This is a genomic window from Mycobacterium sp. 1245852.3, assembly GCF_001669335.1.
Lineage (GTDB): Bacteria > Actinomycetota > Actinomycetes > Mycobacteriales > Mycobacteriaceae > Mycobacterium > Mycobacterium europaeum_A.
On record NZ_LZLL01000455.1, the window covers coordinates 1 to 17,868 of the forward strand.

At 62.3% G+C, this 17,868-nt stretch carries 15 protein-coding genes and 3 pseudogenes; 3 read left to right on the top strand and 15 right to left on the bottom strand.

Annotated elements, in window-relative coordinates; all coding sequences use genetic code 11:
- Together A9W96_RS32290 and A9W96_RS32775 are read left to right on the top strand one after the other, a co-directional pair.
- Nucleotides 1-455 (top strand): 2-keto-4-pentenoate hydratase (locus A9W96_RS32290; protein WP_369830854.1); only part of this gene is annotated, 455 nt, incomplete at its 5' end.
- A gap of 29 nt (nucleotides 456-484) precedes the next feature.
- A pseudogene (locus tag A9W96_RS32775) lies at nucleotides 485-601 on the top strand (acetaldehyde dehydrogenase (acetylating)); the annotation flags it as partial.
- A 46-nt stretch (nucleotides 602-647) separates the two neighbouring features.
- Here A9W96_RS32775 and A9W96_RS32780 read toward each other — a convergent pair.
- The 6 genes and pseudogenes from A9W96_RS32780 to A9W96_RS20180 all read right to left on the bottom strand — a co-directional run.
- Nucleotides 648-908, bottom strand: a pseudogene (locus tag A9W96_RS32780) (GMC family oxidoreductase N-terminal domain-containing protein); the annotation flags it as partial.
- 1,501 nt (nucleotides 909-2,409) lie between these two features.
- Nucleotides 2,410-3,177 carry an IclR family transcriptional regulator gene (locus tag A9W96_RS20160; protein WP_067142480.1) on the bottom strand — a complete coding sequence of 256 codons (768 nt, stop codon included), beginning with the start codon at nucleotides 3,175-3,177 and terminating at the stop codon, nucleotides 2,410-2,412.
- A gap of 433 nt (nucleotides 3,178-3,610) precedes the next feature.
- Complete coding sequence (locus tag A9W96_RS20165; RefSeq protein ID WP_067142442.1) at nucleotides 3,611-4,471, bottom strand: fumarylacetoacetate hydrolase family protein; 861 nt, start codon at nucleotides 4,469-4,471, stop codon at nucleotides 3,611-3,613.
- Nucleotides 4,468-5,337, bottom strand: coding sequence for a fumarylacetoacetate hydrolase family protein (locus A9W96_RS20170; RefSeq protein WP_067142445.1), 870 nt, complete (start codon nucleotides 5,335-5,337; stop codon nucleotides 4,468-4,470). Before A9W96_RS20170 ends, A9W96_RS20165 begins: the two co-directional genes overlap by 4 nt.
- Nucleotides 5,338-5,346: 9 nt before the next feature.
- On the bottom strand, nucleotides 5,347-6,144 hold the full coding sequence (locus A9W96_RS20175) for an SDR family NAD(P)-dependent oxidoreductase (protein ID WP_067142448.1): 798 nt from the start codon (nucleotides 6,142-6,144) through the stop codon (nucleotides 5,347-5,349).
- 16 nt (nucleotides 6,145-6,160) lie between these two features.
- Nucleotides 6,161-6,907 carry an SDR family NAD(P)-dependent oxidoreductase gene (locus A9W96_RS20180; RefSeq protein ID WP_067142451.1) on the bottom strand — a complete coding sequence of 249 codons (747 nt, stop codon included), beginning with the start codon at nucleotides 6,905-6,907 and terminating at the stop codon, nucleotides 6,161-6,163.
- Between the two features lie 102 nt (nucleotides 6,908-7,009).
- Here A9W96_RS20180 and A9W96_RS20185 point away from each other — a divergent pair, with 102 nt between their 5' ends.
- A complete protein-coding gene (locus A9W96_RS20185; RefSeq protein WP_231999755.1) occupies nucleotides 7,010-7,615 on the top strand; it encodes a carboxymuconolactone decarboxylase family protein in 606 nt (201 codons plus the stop codon).
- A 1,595-nt stretch (nucleotides 7,616-9,210) separates the two neighbouring features.
- Here the strand turns inward: A9W96_RS20185 and A9W96_RS20190 are convergent.
- The 9 genes and pseudogenes from A9W96_RS20190 to A9W96_RS32785 form a co-directional block, all read right to left on the bottom strand.
- Nucleotides 9,211-10,233, bottom strand: a complete 1,023-nt coding sequence (locus A9W96_RS20190; RefSeq protein ID WP_067142455.1) for an LLM class flavin-dependent oxidoreductase — start codon at nucleotides 10,231-10,233, stop codon at nucleotides 9,211-9,213.
- 953 nt (nucleotides 10,234-11,186) lie between these two features.
- Nucleotides 11,187-11,390 (bottom strand): tautomerase family protein, encoded by a 204-nt coding sequence (locus A9W96_RS20200; RefSeq protein WP_067142460.1) that lies wholly within the window; start codon nucleotides 11,388-11,390, stop codon nucleotides 11,187-11,189.
- 136 nt (nucleotides 11,391-11,526) lie between these two features.
- Nucleotides 11,527-12,816 (bottom strand): Rieske 2Fe-2S domain-containing protein, encoded by a 1,290-nt coding sequence (locus A9W96_RS20205; RefSeq protein WP_067142462.1) that lies wholly within the window; start codon nucleotides 12,814-12,816, stop codon nucleotides 11,527-11,529.
- 17 nt (nucleotides 12,817-12,833) lie between these two features.
- Complete coding sequence (locus A9W96_RS20210; RefSeq protein ID WP_067142465.1) at nucleotides 12,834-13,661, bottom strand: alpha/beta hydrolase; 828 nt, start codon at nucleotides 13,659-13,661, stop codon at nucleotides 12,834-12,836.
- A complete protein-coding gene (locus A9W96_RS20215) occupies nucleotides 13,654-14,685 on the bottom strand; it encodes an LLM class flavin-dependent oxidoreductase (RefSeq protein WP_067142468.1) in 1,032 nt (343 codons plus the stop codon). The genes A9W96_RS20210 and A9W96_RS20215 overlap by 8 nt, the downstream gene beginning before the upstream one ends.
- A 52-nt stretch (nucleotides 14,686-14,737) precedes the next feature.
- Complete coding sequence (locus A9W96_RS20220) at nucleotides 14,738-15,154, bottom strand: heme-binding protein (protein ID WP_067142471.1); 417 nt, start codon at nucleotides 15,152-15,154, stop codon at nucleotides 14,738-14,740.
- A 247-nt stretch (nucleotides 15,155-15,401) separates the two neighbouring features.
- On the bottom strand, nucleotides 15,402-16,655 hold the full coding sequence (locus A9W96_RS20225; RefSeq protein ID WP_067142474.1) for a cytochrome P450: 1,254 nt from the start codon (nucleotides 16,653-16,655) through the stop codon (nucleotides 15,402-15,404).
- Between the two features lie 29 nt (nucleotides 16,656-16,684).
- Complete coding sequence (locus A9W96_RS20230) at nucleotides 16,685-17,635, bottom strand: SDR family oxidoreductase (protein ID WP_082972514.1); 951 nt, start codon at nucleotides 17,633-17,635, stop codon at nucleotides 16,685-16,687.
- Nucleotides 17,542-17,868 (bottom strand): annotated as a pseudogene (locus tag A9W96_RS32785) (hypothetical protein); the annotation flags it as partial. The gene A9W96_RS20230 and the pseudogene A9W96_RS32785, both read right to left, overlap by 94 nt.

Sequence of the window (17,868 nt, forward strand, 5' to 3'; positions counted from 1 at the left end):
CGGCTCTTGCGGGACATGACTGCACCGCCATCGACGTGCTCGCGGCTACCGACTACGTCGCTGCGGCCATCGAGGTCATCGACAGTCGGATCCAGCAACGGCAGATCGGCATCATCGAGTTCGTGGCCGACAACGCCTCCTCGGCGCGGTTCGCGCTGGGCCGCAAGAGGGTTCGGCCGGCCGATGTCGATCTCACCGACCTCGATGCCGCACTATATGTGGGGTTTGGCGAGCGCGATGTACTGGTCACGAAGGGAAACACCGGCGCCGTTCTCGCAAACCCGGTCAATGCGATTGTGTGGTTGGCCCGCACGTTGGCGGCCGTAGACGTCGATCTACAACCCGGTCAAGTCCTCTTGTCCGGTTCATGTATCAGGGCGGTGGATGTCGCGCGCGGTGACCACTATCGCGGCTGCGTGACCGGTCTGGGAGAGGTTATTGTCGAATTCGTCTGAAATGACCGACATCTGGCGGAAGCGATTTGATGACAAGCTGGCATTCGGTGGCGATTGTCGGGTGAGTAACATCTGCACTGATCTGCTTTACAAGCTGCTGCGATCGGACTCACTGGAACCGCGCTGGATGGTCGGCATCGAAGCCCGCGAGCTCGCCGGCCGAGTTCGGCGCACGGGGACGGGTCCGTGGTTGCCGTGCCAGGAGGTGACGAAGTCGAGGTCGTGTTCGATCGCACGGAACCGTGGCAGCAGGTCCTCGAAGGACCACGCGCCGGTCCAGGCGGCCCAGCCGTCGTAGTCCTTCGGATTGCCGCGAAGCGCGATCGCGTTGTTGATGGCCGAGGAGCCCCCAACCAACTTGCCACGCGTCAGCGGAATCTCGCGACCCAAGTCACCGGGCTCGCTGACCGAACCCCAGTCGTGGCTGGAGGTCTCCCGCGGGCCGGACGCCACGTCCTGCGGCAATCCGGCCGCCTCACTGCCGTAGTCGGGACCTGCCTCCAGCAGCAGGACCGAACACTCCCCCCGTCTGGCTCAGCCGGTTCGCCAGAACCCCGCCGGCAGAACCGGCACCCACCACAATCACATCCCACTCATCTACGGGCTACCTCCAGGTGCCGATGCACCCGCGGACCGCAGGCGGCATTCTCTCCGCCTACCCATCCGCCAACGGACTACACACCGCCCACGCGGGTAGGCTGCACGGCAGCCTGACTCTCGCTGAGGGTGACTGTCAACGCGTACCTGTAGATAACCCCTCCGCGACAGCGCCATAAACCCCACCACCGCCCGCCCCGTCGTGGACGTCAAGCATCCCCGCTCACCACCTGCAGATAACGGCCCACCTCGGTCAGCCGAGCATTGTGCGACGACAGGGCACGCCCATAACCGGCACCAGAATCCAGGCGGGAGGATGTAACGGCTGACCTTCACGCTGCGGGTGGTTAGACGGGTGCCTCCACCGAGCCGCACAGAACCGACGTCTGCAGCGTCGTATTGTTGTGGTCATCACATCCACTCTTTGCTTCTGATGCATATTGGTCAAGGGTCTTGCGGGGGGTAACTAGGTCGCCGTGAACTGCTTGAAAAATAGTGGACTAGGTAATGATTCCTGAAACTGTGGCACCGCGTGACAGTTGCTGCGCAGCGGCAATCTGCAGTTAGCATGCTGTGAACTCACTTCATCACACCACTCAGACACCAGCGGCTACCACCAAACCACGGCCCAGTTCCCGCGCCGCACAACCAGTATCCTTACAAGCCTGTCGTCCAGACAGCTATGAGCCGACTCCTCGCTAAGACAACAGGTTTCGGGCGTTGATCAGCGTCTCGTACAACGGTGCGACATCGACTGTGCCGAAAACGGTAGCGGTAGCAGTAGGCAAACGACTTCGCCGACGTCTGCCGGGACCTGCCTTGAACTCGCCGTGAGATCAGGCCTGGCGTGCCGCGATGCGTCGTCAGGTAGCTGCCGCCTGTGGGAACAGCACCGAGCGAGCGTCGGCAACAGTCCGAGATACGCTGTGCGCCATAATGTGACGTGTGCCGCTAATCTATGTCAGGTCAGCCTCGCCATATCCGTTAGCATGTGCTGCAATGTATCTCGCATACGGCTCTTTGGCCCGGTCACTTTGGCGATTTTGCATGGTGTTTTGACGTAGGCATTTCCGCCTCACCAAGCCTGCACCGTGCGGCGACGCCATGAGTATCGACTCATATCTGGTCAGCAGCGGCAAAGGCGCGGATCTATTCCAGGGGCCGGCCGTTGTGCGCCGCTCCCCGCCCCGGACGCAGACGCAGCCGAAACACCCTAGCTCAGCCGAGGCGATGGCCCAACGGGCTGTGTGATGCCGAGGCGGACCAACCCTGCGACTCTTCGACAAAAGCACACCAGCCAAAGGATTACCGCGACAACCCACTATCGGAAAAACTGAGCGCACAACGGCTTGAATTACTAGGGGCCGTCATTTAGGCGGCGCTTACTAACCGCACGAGTAATGCCGCGAGCCGCTGTCTGCAGGGCAGGAATCAGCATGCGCGCGTTTTCGTCGTTAGGCACGATGATCGACATCGCCGCTAAGAACCCGCGATCGGAATCACGAATGGGAACCGCGATGCCGGTCGCTTTGTCCTCGACCACCGCAGGGCAGTACGCGTAGCCGTTGCGCCGCACGTCGGCCAAGACTGATCGCAGCCGCCGAGGATCGGTGATCGTTTGCTGTGTGTATGCTCGCAGCGGCCCCGCTAAGACGCGTTCTTGTATCCCGGCCGGAGCAAAAGCCAGTAGGACGAGTCCAGACGATGACACATGCAAGGGCAAGCGTCCGGCGATCCGCGAGATGCTGTTGATCGCCCCGGGGGTCGAAAGCCGTTCGATAAACAAGACCTCTTCCCCGTCGAGCACACTTAGCTGGGCGTGGTGTCCGACCACGGCGTGAAGGTCTTGGAGAAAGGGCATCGCCGCTTCACGCAAACCCAAAGTGGGCGACGCGCGAGACGCGAGTTCCCAGAGCCGAAGTCCGACGCGGACCTTCCGGTCAGCAGTCCGTTCCAGCCAGCCATGGCAGACAAGCGCCTCAACTAAACGTGAGGTAGTGGCCACGTGCAGCTCGGACCGGCGCGCGATCTCGCCCATCCGCAACGCAGGAGTGTCCGGATCAAACGCCTCCACGATTCGCACGACTCTAGAGAAGACGGATTCGCCCGTCGCGGTCCTAGACATTTGGGTCTCGCCTAGCCAGTCTAGTAAATCAGCCGGTTGCATAAACCGTTCGACCACAAAGTGATCGAACGGTTTATGGTAGGCGTCAGCTCTCATTAGCGTCAAGCATCCAGTGCAGTACCGGGCCGTCTATATGCAACTCCTTGCACAGCCGGGCATCACAACTGGCCCGTCGCCGGCCGCGCTCCCGGACGCTGCCTAGAGTCCGCCACCGGACGCAACCGGAATCAGACTCAATAAATCAGCATCGGTGACGCCGAAAACACACCGCCGCCTCGCACAGCCAACGGCGCCGTACCCGACGGCAGCTCTCGCGCTGTCAGCGCGTCTTCCCGATGCGGAACCTGCGAGTAGGCGAGCCATCAGCAAAATGACACGTACTGGCCTATGGCGCAGATATGGCGTGGATCTCCACAACGTTGAGCGTCGCGGTTTAACCCAGTCGCCCGCCGAGCGGATCGTTCGCTGAATAGTGTCTCCTCCCAAACAGGGTATGGAGTTCCCCGATCCCTTCGACCCTGCTGACCAGTTCGTCGCCCGGACGTAGATAGCGCGGTGGGGTCATGCGGTTGCCCACTCCCGCCGGGGTGCCGGTGAAGATCAAATCACCGGGCAGCAGCGGGCAAATCGCCGAGATGCGGCCAACGAGCTCGGGGATCGCGAAGATCATGTCTTTGGTGCGGGCCTGCTGCACGACGGCACCGTTGAGCTCGCCGACGATCTCCAAATCGTTTGGGTCACTGAGCTCGTCAGGACTGACGAGCACGGGGCCGATAGGCCCGAATCCGGGGAAAGATTTGGCCAACGAGAATTGCGGTGGGGCACCGAGCATTTGCGTGTGACGGTCGGACAGGTCCTGTCCGACCGTCAGCGCACCGACGTGTTGCCATGCGCGGTCTTCGCTGATGCGGTACCCGCCGGCGCCAATGACGACGACGAGCTCGACTTCCCAGTCCACTTTGTCGCCCGGCAACTCGACCGTAGCGTAGGGGCCGGTAAGACATGTCGGAAACTTGGTGAATACCAGGGGATCCGCTGGCGGTTGGTATCCCGCCTCGGCGGCGTGCGGCGGGTAATTGAGCGCGATTGCGAACACCTGGCGTGGCCGGGGCACCGGCGGTCCGAGCCGCTGGAGGTCCAACGGCTCGTCGCGGCCGTCGCATGTGCGTGCCCAGTCGATGAACGCGTCCCACCGCTCGAACGCCGCCATCGGATCGTCGCCGAAGCCGCTGAGGTCGACCAGTCGGTCGCCTCGCACGAGTGCGAGGCGACCGGCCACCATCGCCAGTCTCATGCCCACTCCACTTTGGGTGGCGCAGGCTCGCCGTAGGCTTCCTTCCAGGACACGACTGGGGTGCGCAGCACCCCGATCCCCTCAATCTCAGCCTCGATCAAGTCGCCAGGGCGTAGGTAGTAGTCATGAGCGTCGGGGCGGAAGCCGGCGACGCCAGAGACGGTTCCGGTGGTGATGAGATCGCCGGCGCTATATACCTGGGGAGAGTGGTAGGCGACTAGCTCGGGGATGGACACGATCATGCGACTTGTATTGGAGTCCTGCCGTACCTGTCCGTTGACCCGCAGTTGCATATGCAGATTTTGAGGTTCGGAGATTTCGTCAGCGGTGACGATGTAAGGACCGAGCGGGCAGAAGGTGTCGATGGCCTTGCAAAAGGAAAAGACCCCGGATCGCATCTCGCGACGCTGGATGTCGCGGGCGCTAATGTCGTTGAACACCACGTAGCCGGCGATGTGATCCAGGGCCTGCTCGGCGTTGAAGAACTTGCCTGGCTTGCCGATCACGATGGCCAGTTCCAGCTCGTAGTCCAGTTCCGATGTCAGATGTTCGGGGTAAACAACCGGCTCGTCGGGACCCACGATGGCGTCGACGTTCTGGAAGAACACTATGCCTTTGTGCATCGGGTGCGACCAGTCGACCTGTTTAGATTCGTCCTCGTGCTCTCGGAAGTTACCGGAGGTATGGAAGAACTTCTTGGGCACGATGGGAGCGCGCAAGCGCACATCGGCCAACGCGAAGGTCCGACCGGTCTCGCCGACGCCGCCGCGCTCGAAGAACTCGCGGGTACTCGGCACATCCAGTTCGACGACGGTGTCGCCGTCGAGGCGGCCTACCTGGTTGTCATTGAAGGTGACAAGTTTCATCGTGATCCCCTATGCGCCAACCATGTTGTAGCCACCGTCGGCGATCATCAGGCCGCCCGTGATGTGTGCCGCGTCGTCGGTGGCGTAGAACAGTGCGGCGCCCGCCACTTCCTCTGGTGCGGGAATATGGTTCATCGGAGTCATACCCAGCAGCTTCTCCCGCCGCCCGCTCTGCCAGTCGGCGCGGCTTCGCGTCATCTCGGTTTCCATGAAGCCGGGCGCGAATACATTGACCCGTACCGTGGGCGCGAAGGCCGCCGCGTATGACTTGGTCAGTCCCAAAATCGCGTACTTGGAGGCCGCGTACTGAGGGGCCCGCGCGCTGCCGCGGACGACGACCGTGGAACCGATGTTGATGATCGCGCCGCGGCCCTGATCGAGCATGCGCGAGCCGAACTCGTGCGTGCACAACAGGGTGCCCTTGACGTCAACGTCGATGACCCGGTCCAGCGCTTCCTGGTCGAGGTCGCGCCAGGACATCTGTTCGGAAGCCACATCGCCGACGTTGTTGACCAGGACGTCGACGGTCCCGAAATGGCTGAATGTCTGCTCGACCAGGGATCGAACACCATCCCAGGTGCTGATGTCCGCCTGCACAGTAATCGCCTCGCGGCCATACGCACGCACCCTCTCGGCGGTCGCGTCGGCACCAGCTTTCGAGGAATTGTAGTGGACACCGACATTGGCGCCCTCGGCGGCAGCGCGCGCCGCAATCGCTGCGCCAAAACCGGTGCCCGCACCGGTGACAACGACCGTTCGGCCGACAAACCGAGTCGGAGTGGTACTAGGGTCCACTGTTTGAGTCATCTAACAACCTTTCTAATCACACGAGCGTGCGTCCGCCGTCGACGTAGAGGATCTGTCCGGTAACGAACGAGGACAGCTCCGAGGCCAGGAACAACACCGAACCGACGACTTCGTCTGGTCGGCCCAGCCGGCCGGCCGGAACCAGCTCGGTAAGCTTTTCGCGCACACCGGGTCTCGCGAGGTAATCGCGGGTCAGCTCGGTCTCGATGTAGCCCGGCGCGGTCGCGTTCACCGCAATACCGTCCGCGGCCCATTCCCGAGCCATAACGCGCAACAGCTGGTTCAAACCGCCTTTGGAGGCGGCGTACGGTCCGTGATCAGCGTGCGCGAGCAGGCCGGCGACTGACGAGATGAATACCAAACGTCCGGAACGCTGTGCGGCCATCACCCGGCCCGCCGCTTGACCCAGCCAGTACGCGCTGGACAGGTTAATAGTGAGCATCCGGGCCCAATCGTCGTCACCGAGCTCGAGCAGCGGCCGGCGGTCGTTGACGCCGACTGCGTGGACGAACACGTCCAGCCCGCCCAGCGTCTCCGCCGCTTCGTCGATGACCGCACGGCACGTCTCGGGGTGGGACAGGTCAGCCTCTAGCGTAGCGGCCAAATTTAGCTCGTGGCCTAGGCCCGACAATCGCTGCGCGTCACGGTCGGCAACAACGACGCGTGCACCGCTATCCACGAAACCAGCGACACAGGACCCGCCGAGTCCACCGGCTCCGGCCACCAGGACCCGGCGGTCCTCCAGGCACAGTGATCGTGCCATCGGCCCCCGCTTTCATTGAAGGAAATGCATTTTCAGCAATGTGCTAGGTAAGCTAGTGCACAACGCCGGCCGAACACAGATCGAATTTCATTGAGTAAGAGGATGGTTGAGGATGAAATGGCGGCATCGGAAACGGACGCCTGCATGAGCCGAATTCCCCGCCTGCGCCCCGATCAGCTCCACGGCGCCCAGCGCGCTGTTTACGAGGCCATCGCCGGCGGCCCCCGCGCTACGAGCGGCGCTTTCAGCCTTATCGACGAAGATGGCAGCCTTGAAGGACCTTTCAACGCGATGCTCCTGCACCCGCCGCTCGGTGATGCCCTCCAACAGCTCGGCGCAGCGATCCGGTATCAAGGCAGGCTGCCCGACCGCGCTCGCGAGATCGCCATCCTCGTCGTAGCCGCCCACTGGCAAAGCGCCTTCGAGCAATATGCTCACGAGCGTGTGGGGCTACGCATCGGGCTGGTCGACGCCGAACTCGCTGCGCTGCGGGCAGGCACCGACCTGAATCTCACTGATCCCGAGGAGGCCGCCGTGGCCATCGCCACCCGACGTATCCTCGCCCGAAATGAATTGACCGACGCGGAGTATGCCGAGGCGGTCATGGTCATGGGACCCGAAAAGGTCTTCGAACTCACTACGCTGATCGGCTATTACGGGCTGCTCGCATTGCAGATGCGCGTGTTCGGCACCGATCAGCTGCGGTAAATACGGGTCACCGTCGTGCCATTCATAAGCAAATACCGTCTATCGCTTGGTTTTGCAGGGTGCACGCAGAGACGCATCTGTGCGATGGGGACCGAAGTACGAAATTTTTGATCCTCGATCGTCGGGAAGCCGCGGGCAGCCCCGCCCGGGCTGACATCAGTCCCCAGATGTAGTTGGGCAGGCAGCAGCGACACCAACGGTGCGGCACGCGTGCATCTTCTACCATCAGAGCGAATGCGATTGCCGATCAGAGATGAAGTGCCAGATTCATAGCTCGTGTGGCGTCCATCCACGTTGCGGGTCGCCCCATATGCTAGGAGAGATTGCCCGTTCGCTCCCGGCGGCTTCCTCGGACCAATGGGGCAACTCTCGTGCCACAGCTGCCAGAAGTGACGAAGGCTGTTGACTGCACCCAGCACGACTTCCCCGCCCAACCGCCTAACTTGCAACTCAGCTTTGAATCGCTCACCAACAGCGAACCCTTAGCGCGAAGGGTCAGCTAAGCCCCTGTCTGGACGGCCCTGATATCTCGCCCCGTTGAGTTGGTCGGGTTCTCGGGCCGAAAGCCGCAAATTCGCAGTGCCCGTGTACTACCCCGACGCCCCTGCGTCTCCGCGTTCTGGCACGGGGCGATATTTTCCACCTGCCGGTTGCCATCCTCAGGCTGCCAGCCGCTGCAGGCGAACAAAGCGAATTAGCCTATGGATCAATAATATTGCCAACGATGCCGGTTCTAAACGATACCTCGGCGCAGTTCCGCCGCCGTCACCGGCGTGTACCGCTCTTCATCGCTGTGCATGCCCTCGGCGTCGGCGCCCTTCTGCCAACGTGGAAGCCAGGCCGACATACCTGGGCTCCAACCTATTTCAGTACGCGATTGCTCGCCCGCCGTGCATGCACCAACGGCCGTACGTAGCGGCAAGAATCAGGCTTCACCGTTAGACATTCGACCAGATCGCGGATCTCGATCAGTAACACCATGGGCGGCCCGCCCTATGTCGTTCCGCCGGGCATACCTTGGCCACAACACAACCTGAAACCAACGCGAAGCGACAAACCGCGAATTTAAGGAAACTATGGACCGTATCGCTGCCTCTCACCGTCGATCATCCCGGGCGCGCGTGGGCGCGTCGTAGTGTCGCGGCAATTACCGATGTACATGCGTACGCTGTTACATCCTGACCCCGTTGCGGTATACAAAGCCGCGGGACCCAAAAGCCCTTTCGCATCGAACTTTCCAGCCGTAGCACCAGTAGCAGCGGATACCGTCCTGCTCGATCCGCCCATGAGGTAAGACGCCGTACATCAGCACCCCGCCGGTCCCCCACGCCGGCGTCCGCTCTTATCACGAAGACAATCAGGTTCTCCCCGACACTTTCGTTCGATCGGGCATGTCAGTGGTCAACGTAGCCGACCGCGAAATCGGTAGCCCAGTGCCGGCGCAACGCCTCACTCAGGGTGTGCAGGCCCCACTTCGGTCAACCGTGCGTTGGGTACGGCTTCGCCCGACCACAACCGGTATCGCTATCCGCACCGGAAGACAAACAAGCCAGTCTCCGCTTCCCAACCGAGTTTTCAAGCAGGGAATCGACCAATTAGTCGATCTGCGCGGCACGCAGGCGAGGGATGACCTCTCGGCCGAACAGCTCGTGGTTCGTCCGGAGATCGTCGGGGTCGAATATGTTGAAGACGGTCAAGAAGTTCCCCACGCCGGCGACGGTGCACTGACGGATGATCTCGTCCGCGACCTGGGCGGGGGTGCCTGAGATCAGCTCGTCCTTGCCGAGCTGTCCGGTGGCCGCGGCATCGGGCAGGGCCTTTTGCGTGGCTTCGGCGATGACGCGAAACAGTTCCAGGGTGCCTTCTTTGGCGTTATCGGCGGCTTTGTCGGAGTCGGATTCGTCCGCGACCAGCGAGACGACCCGGCGGATACCAACGCGATCCGCGCCGGCGGGCTTGCCGGCTGACTTGGCGCCTTCCTGATAGGCGGCCACCACGGGGGCCAGCGCTTCGGCTTCCTTGAAAGCGGTGCACATTTTCAGGCCCCGCTCCCCGGCCCGGCGCGCGGACTCGGGGCTGGTCGATGCGGTCCATATCTGCGGGTCGGACTGCAAGAAGCTCGGAGTGATCCGCACGTTGTCAAAGTGGAAGTGCTCACCGTGATGTGACACCAAGGGTTTATCGATCGCAGCGAGCAACACCTCGAGCGTCTCGGCGTGCACTGCAGCGGCGAGCGCACCGTCGATACCGACCACCGCCAACTCCGGCGGAATCCCGCTGACCACACCCATTTCCAACCGGCCTGCGGTGAGATGATCAAGCATCGCGAACTCTTCGGCCACCCGCCATGGGGTGGCATACGCCGACACGGTACCCAACACGCCTAATCGCAGAGTGCTCGTGCGTGCAGCCAGGTGGGCGATCATCAAATTTGGTGAGGGGCTATACCCCGGCCCGAAATGATGTTCGCTGAAAAAGATTCCCTCCCAGCCCAGCTGCTCACCAGCGACCCACAAATCGATGTAGTCGCGGTACTTCTGCTGTACCGCAGAGGGATCCTCGCGCCGCGCCGGATCATGCTCGCAATGGACAAACTCAAACAGCCACGGCTTAATCATTACTACCGATATACCTTCCACTCAAAACGCAGCGAGCCTTGTGCCACAAGGGATCTGCGCATTTATCGTACAGACTCGAACGTCTCAGCGAAATACTAACCAGTGCGTATGGCCGCCACAACGACACTCTTATTGTTTGAAAATCAACCCTTCCCGGGCGCGGGACACCTCGCCGCCGCAGTCGACTCGTGCCCGTCGCGAACAACTCCGGTCGACGCATCGGCGAAACGCACCGAGGAGAGGAATGGCGGCGAACAGCTGATGCCGAGTTTGTCCGTCGATCAGCCAAAACGACTGCGACGTGGCGCAATTCGGTGGCTGCTCCCGTGGCCTTGCGCCGGATATCGCGATTCTGAGGAATGTTCGGCACCCTGCATCGCCTCGTCGAGGCGAGCAGCTTCTTTGGCCGGTTTCCGGGAAATACCTCGTGCTGCGGCCTGCAGCAGGGGCACGAGCGTGCGCGGTGTTGCGTAACCCGTCGGCACGACCGGCGCTAGCGCCGACGCGACAGCGCAGCGTAGGCGAGCAACACTCTCCCGACGGCACTGGGGTGTCGCTGGAAGCCCCCCATCCTGTTGAGGACCGGCGACGTAGCGCGATCGGTGATTCGTTCGATAAAGACCCCTTCCTCGCCTTCACGAACTGCAAGGTGGTCGTGGTGTCTGATGATCTGGAAAACGCCCTCCATAGACGGAGGGGCGGCTTCTCGAAGACCTAGTCCGCGGGCCGTCAGAGAACCGAATTCCCAGACACGCAAGCCCCTCTGGCAGTGCGCAGACGGGCGACTTTCCAGGATTCCCGATTCGCGCAGGCAGCCGACGAGCCTGTGCCCGTGGCCACTGGGATTCCCCTACATCGCGCCAGTCCCATCAACGTCAGTGCAGGCCGGTCTCGGCTGAATGCCGACAGGATCTTCTCGACGCCATGTGGATGTAGCACGATGCGGCGCTGGGTCATCGTCGACCAGAAGCCCGCAGTTCGGCGAGGGTTTCACCTCCGACGAACAACCGTTCTGGCTCACATTCGATCAGCGAGACGCGAATGGACGCCGTTTGCGCGCCGATCGCCTGCTGCGTCGCAGCTGTAAGCGCCTGTCCGAGCGCATGCAGTTGCTCGGGCGGGCGCCCCTTGGCGATCGTGACCTGGATCCAGGGCATGTGGGTGGTCCCTCCTGACTTCAGTCCTTCTCCGCCACCAGAAGCGGCGGGGAAGGACATCCCAATTAGCGGCGGTAAATCCGAGTGACAGGCACTGCTCATCCGATGGGGGCTTAGGCCACTTGGCGACGCCGCCCTATGAGTTCGCAGCTGCAGAGAACGGCGCCTGCGTGTCCTTGCGAGCGACGGTGAACAGACCCGCTTTGGTGCTGCGTGGGCTGCCCTCGCCGAACTCGACGTTGATCGGGTCACGACCGGCCTCCACGTCGTCGACCATTTGGCTCAGCATGCGCCGCAGCATCACCACACCCTTGTCAGAGGTGGCCAGAGTCTCCTCAGAGTGTTGAGCGATGGGTCCCTGCGAGACTTGAGCTTCCACATCTCCTGGGTAGCGCTGTCGCTCCTCTTCGGTCAGTTCCCACGGGAACTTCCCGTTCTGCTTGATGCCCATAATGAGGTGGAAGAGTCGGTCGGGTCCGGTCGACCGCGTCGTGATGAAGGTCCGGTGCGAGGTGTCGTCGACCGGAACGAGGTAGATCAACATATCCATGGGCTTATCGATCGGCAGGACCGCGAAGTCGTGCAACGCGAGGACGGTCGGTAGCTGACATTCGGCTACTGAATCGAGCGTCACGACCGTCCCGTCGGCCAGTTCTTTATCGAACAGCACGTGGTAGTACGTGCCATGCTCGCTCGTATGCCAGGTCAGGGTCTCCTGGGCCTTATACGGGTCTAGCGCCGATAAGGGAATCCCGTCTCCACCCATTCCGTCGAACTGGGGACCGCTGTGTGTGTAGTGCAGCCACGTAGCATGGACCTGGTCCATCCCATTCTCATATGTCTGCAACCAGTTGCAGGGCGTAACTGGACCGGTCACATTCGCGCCGGGCACGGGCAACTCACTGTAGAATGACTCGCCGTCACCGAGGTTCTCGAAAAAGTCGTACCGGGGCAGCGCGGGTTTGCGTTCGGGCGGACCCATGTAGACGAACACCAAGCCGTAGCGCTCCTCGACCGGATACCACGGTTGACGCGCCGCGTCGCGGCGCCGGCCCCGGTCGGGCTCACACGCCTGCTCGAGGCAATGCCCCTGCACATCAAACTTCCACCCGTGATAACAGCACCGAATGCCGTCCTCCTCGATGCGCCCGTAATACAAACTGCTGCCCCGATGCGCGCACCGCTCAAACACCACCCCCGCCCGGCCACTGCCATCGCGGAACACAATCAGGTCCTCCCCCAACACCTTTGTGCGATGCGGCACCTCAGGGGTCAACGCACTCGAGCACGCGATCGGATGCCAATACCGGCGCAACGCCTCACCCATCGGCGTGCCCGGACCCACCTCGGTCAGCCGAGCATTGTGCGACGACGGCGCACGCCCATAACCGGTACCAGAATCCAGACGGGAGGATGTGACGGTCACCTTTGACCCCTTTTCAATCAGGCTGGCCCAGCCTCCGGCGCGGGCAGCGATGCGAACGGGTTGGCCTCAATCACTTCTTTCGTGACCAGCTCGGGTTCCAGGATCTCGGCCTGCAGGAAGGACACGGCCAGTTCCGTCGTGATATCGGCATAGCGCGGCGTCATGTCGAATTCGTGGTCTTGGCCTGCGATTAGATGCAATTCGCTTCTGACCCCAGCAGTTGTGAGAGCCTCGTACAGGCGCAGGCTGGCAGTTGACGATACGAACCGGTCGCCCGCGCCATGAATAAGGACCGTCGGCGGGAACGTTTTCCCGATGTGGTGTAGCGGGCTCGCCGACGCGGCGTCGCCGGTTGTGGCCCCCGCCCCCAGCAGCATCTGTGCTGGCATCTCACCCGCGCCCGGAGTCAGCGACACCGCTGCCGGCGGGTAATAGGCGATGACACCGCTGATGTCCGGCGTGGACTCAACGCGGGCCGTCCCGGCGGCGAGCAGCGCGAGTTGGCCGCCAGCGCTATGTCCCTGCAGGACTATGCGTTTCGCACTGACTCCGAGTTCGTCGGCGTTTTCATGCGTCCATCGCAGCGCCGCCCGGACATCATTTAGCTGAGCCGGCCACGCTGCCGTATCCAGCAATCGGTAGCCAACAGCGATGGCGGTGACCCCTCGCACCGCCAGCGCCTCACAGCGTGCGTGTATTGCGGCGCGGTCGCCATACACGAAGGCTCCACCATGCAACACCAAAACCGCTGTCTGCAAGGAAATATCGACAGCAGGCATGAACACGTCCAGCCGCTGGCGGATGTCGCCACCAGGGATATAGTCGAACGTGGAGAAATCAGTCACTATCCGGCCCCTCGACCTGCGCTGCGCGCAGTCTGGGAATGACCTCCCGGCCGAACAACTCGTGCTGCTTACGTAATTCGTCGGTGTCGAACACGTTGAATGCCGCCATGAAGTTGCCGACGCCGGTGATGGTGCACTGGCGGATGATCTCGTCGGCCACCTGCGCGGGAGTGCCAAAGACGAGCTCATCGTCGTCAATGGGAAGGCCGCCCGCATCGGGGATCTTCATTGCTTCGAAACTAACGCGTGCGAACTCGTCGACGCCTTCCTTGGCGACGGCGCCCGCCCTGTCGAGTTCGGATTGGTCCGCAACAAGTGTGACCGCTCGCCGGATGGCGACCCGATCGGCGCCGGTCGGCATTCCCGCCGACTTGGCGCCCTCTTGGTAGGCCTGGACAACTGGCGCCAGCTTGTCGGCATTGACAAAGCCGCTACACATCTTCAGTCCGCGCTCACCGGCGCGGCGCGCGGACGCGGCACTGGTCGACGCGGTCCATACAGACGGGGCAGACTGCAGGAACGACGGTGTGATTCGCACGTCATCGAACGAAAACCGGTTGCCGGTGTGTGACACCAACGGCTTGGTGATTGCCGATTGCAGGACATCGAGGATTTCCGCGTGCGCCTGGGCCGCATATTCCTTCGAGATCCCCACAACCGCGAGTTCGGGGGGGATACCGCTAACGACACCCATCTCCAATCGTCCCCCGGTGAGATGGTCCAGCATTGCGAACTCCTCAGCGACGCGCCACGGCGTGGCATACGCCGACACCGTTCCCAGCACTCCGAGGCGAAGTTTCTCGGTGCGCGCCGCCAAGTTGGCTATCACCAAGTTCGGCGACGGGCTGTAGCCGGGTCCAAAGTGATGTTCGCTGAAAAAGATGCCCTCCCAGCCAAGTTCCTCACCGTCGACCCACAGGTCGAGGTAGTCCTTGAATTGCTGATGAACCGCGGTGGGATTCTCGCGACGCGCAGGATCGTGTACCGAGTGGAAGAACTCGAACAGCCACGGCTTGATCGTCATTGTTTACTCCAATTATGTTGCGCTACTGGTATTTGCCGCGTCGCGGGCGCATTTACAGCAGCGTTTGAATCTGTTTGAGGGCCTCCTCAGCCACTGCGTTGTCGGTGTCGCCGTCGGCGCCACCGACGCCGATACCACCAACGACCTCGCCATCGACCGATATTGGCAGCCCGCCTGGGACCGGGAGGAGCTGAGGATCGATCACATGGGGTGGTGTGACAGCCACCCGAGGGTCGGCAGCGAACTGGGCGAAAAGCGTTGTCGGCATTCCTGTCACCGCCGCCGTGTAGGCCTTACGACGCCCCGTCTCCACTGCCATGGGACCGGCTCCGTCGTCGCTGAGGATCACCTTGGTGATGCCGCTGCGATTGACGATCGAAACACTCAACCGCAGTCCGCGCTTGCGGCCCAAGTCGATCACAGCCTCGGCGGCCGCGTGCGATGCCTTGTAGGACAGGGCCTCTCTCATACTGACTCCTCGGTTAACGCGACGGTGCGTCTGAGCAGTGGCCCGCGTTCGATGACTATTCATCACACTGTGCCAGTTCATGAAGTTACACTCCACGACGGGGCGCGTCAATGAGTATTCATCAGGCATGGTGAGCGACCACCGTGGCCTCTTTTGCGCAAAGTGGTCTCACCCAAATGTCTTGCCAGGCATATCCCGACGGCGCAATGCAGAAGGGGGTCGAGTTCGTCGAACGCCATTGCAGTGTCTAGCCGGCTTGGTGGTAGTCGGGCCCGAATGCAACGGGTACGGTGCTGGGCCCGGTGATCAACATCATCGATGGCCATGGGGACGCTCCGGTCCGGCGCAGGTTGGGCATGCGTTGGGCCATCACGGTCAGGGCTTGGGTCAGTTCGAGCCGAGCCAGATGTGCGCCCAGACAGACGTGCACGCCGTAGCCAAAGCTGAGCATGCCCGGCGTGTTGTCGTCTCGGGTGATGTCGAAGCGTTCGGGCTCTCTGAATGCCGCCGGGTCACGGTTGGCGGCCGCGGTGTTGACGAAAATGATGGTCCCAGCTGGGATATTTACCCCGGCCAGTTCGACGTCTTCTGTGGCGACGCGCGGCGCGCCAAAGCCGATCGGGCGGTGGCGCATAACTTCCTCGACCACACGCGGCGCCATTTCGGGATGATCCCCGAACAGCGTCCACTGATCGGGGTGATCGCAAAACAGTTCGATGGCGGAGGCCAGTTGGTTGCGGGTGGTGTCAGTGCCGGCACCGAGCAGGGCCACCGCGAGCGATAACAGCTCGTCGTGGGCGAGCCTGTCGCCGTCTTCTTCAGCGCGGATCAAATCGGACATCAAGTCGTCGGTCAACTGCTCGCGCCGGCGAGCGACCATGCCCTCGAGATAGTCATCGATGGCATCCCAGGCGGCGAGAATGCGTCCCTCGTCGTTGACCAGATTCCAGTCGAACATCTTCTTGAGATCAGCGGCCCACGTTGAGAACAGACGCCAGTCACTTCGGGGGGTGCCCAGCAACGCGCAGATGATCGGAATCGGGAATTGTTCGGCGACGTCAGACACGATGTCGCAGCGTCCAACGGCTAAGTGCGGTTCAAGCAGCTCGTTAATAATCTCAACGATCAACGGTTGCAGTCGCGCGACCGAGCGCGGCGTGAACGCCTTGGCGACCAATCGGCGGAGCCGGAGATGACGCTCGCCGTCGATGGACGGGATGAAGTTGGAGATCCGTTGCCACAGTGATCCTGAGGTAAGGCCTTGAGCCTCTGTGATCAGCCTGTGAGCGGCGCCGAAGCGCGGATCGCGCAAGACGATGCGGGCGAGCTCGTAGGTGAGTGTCTCGGGCCCGAACGGGCCCAGAGCGATCGGTGCGTGTCGGCGCGCCTCGGCCAGGACCCGGTGCGCTTCTTCGGGGTCGTGGGAGTGCGCGTAGTCCAGCCGAGGCAGCCCGGCGTCAAAGACGCTGGGAACGGCAGCAGGAAGGTCGTTGATGGTCATCTGAATCTCCTCGGTGGTTGTGCATTCTGTTAGATCGCGGTCCCGGGCTCCCAAGGAGCATGCGGCTCGAGCTCGTAGTGGATGTCCCCGCTACTTCCGCCCGCCACTTCGATGACTGCGGCATTGATCGGCCAGGACACAGGCGCACAAAGAAACGTCGCGACCTGTGCGACGTCGCCCGCCATCACGAGCCGTCGCATCAGCGTGGTCTTGTGGGCGCGATCGGCAATGTAATCGTCCAGGGGTGTCCCCGCCTGCTTGGCCGCCCGACGATGAGCATCCATCTGTCGTTCCGTCACGGTGGCGCCCGGGGCCACGCAGACGACGCCGACGCCGTATTTGCCGAGCGCATTGGCCAGCGAAACCGTCAGATGGTTGACCGCACGGTTGCGCGTGCCGGCGCTGATTAGGCCACCGCGCACACGACCGGCCCCGCCGCTAAAAAGCAGAACGCGCCCTCCCCCGCCAGCGACCAAGTGCTTTTCGGCCGCGCGCACCAGACGGAGAGATCCGACAACCTTCTCCGTGAAGTCAGCGATCATGCCATCCTCGCTCGCCGTCGCATAGACGTCGGCTTCCTCACCATGCCCACCGGTGCGGGCGGCGCAATTCGCGAGAATGTTGAGGCCGCCCAGTTCGTCGGCAGCCTTTGCGACGGCCGCTTGGATCGAGTTGTTGTTCATGACGTCCAGCGCAATGGGAACGACGACGCGGCCCGTCTTTTGGCGTATCTCCTTCGCGGCGTCGGCTAGCGGTTCGGGGCTGCGCGCCGCGATCGCCACATGCGCCCCCTCTTGCGCGAGGTTCATGGCTAGCGCTTTGCCCAAGCCCCGGCTCGCGCCGGTAACCAGAGCCCGCTTTCCAGCTAATCCCAAATCCATATCAATCATCTCGCTTTCTTGTCGAGGAGGTGCGAACTGTTCGTGTTTGATGATCCGCAGTAAAGGCCCGCTTCGGACGCCGCAGCATTGCCGAACCATCGTTGGAGAGCGCTACGCAACCGCAGCTCGTCCTTCGGGTTGTAGGTGTCCGCCGACCAGGCGACATAGCCGTCAGGCCGGATCAACAACGCAGACACCGCATATCCAGGAATGCTGGTTACCGCTACAGACACCCGATCCCGCCACCCGCGGGCGGGTGTGATGAGCATCAATTGCGACAATGAGTGCATCATGACGCGCTGGCCAACGGGGTGGCGCTCACTGTCGGACAT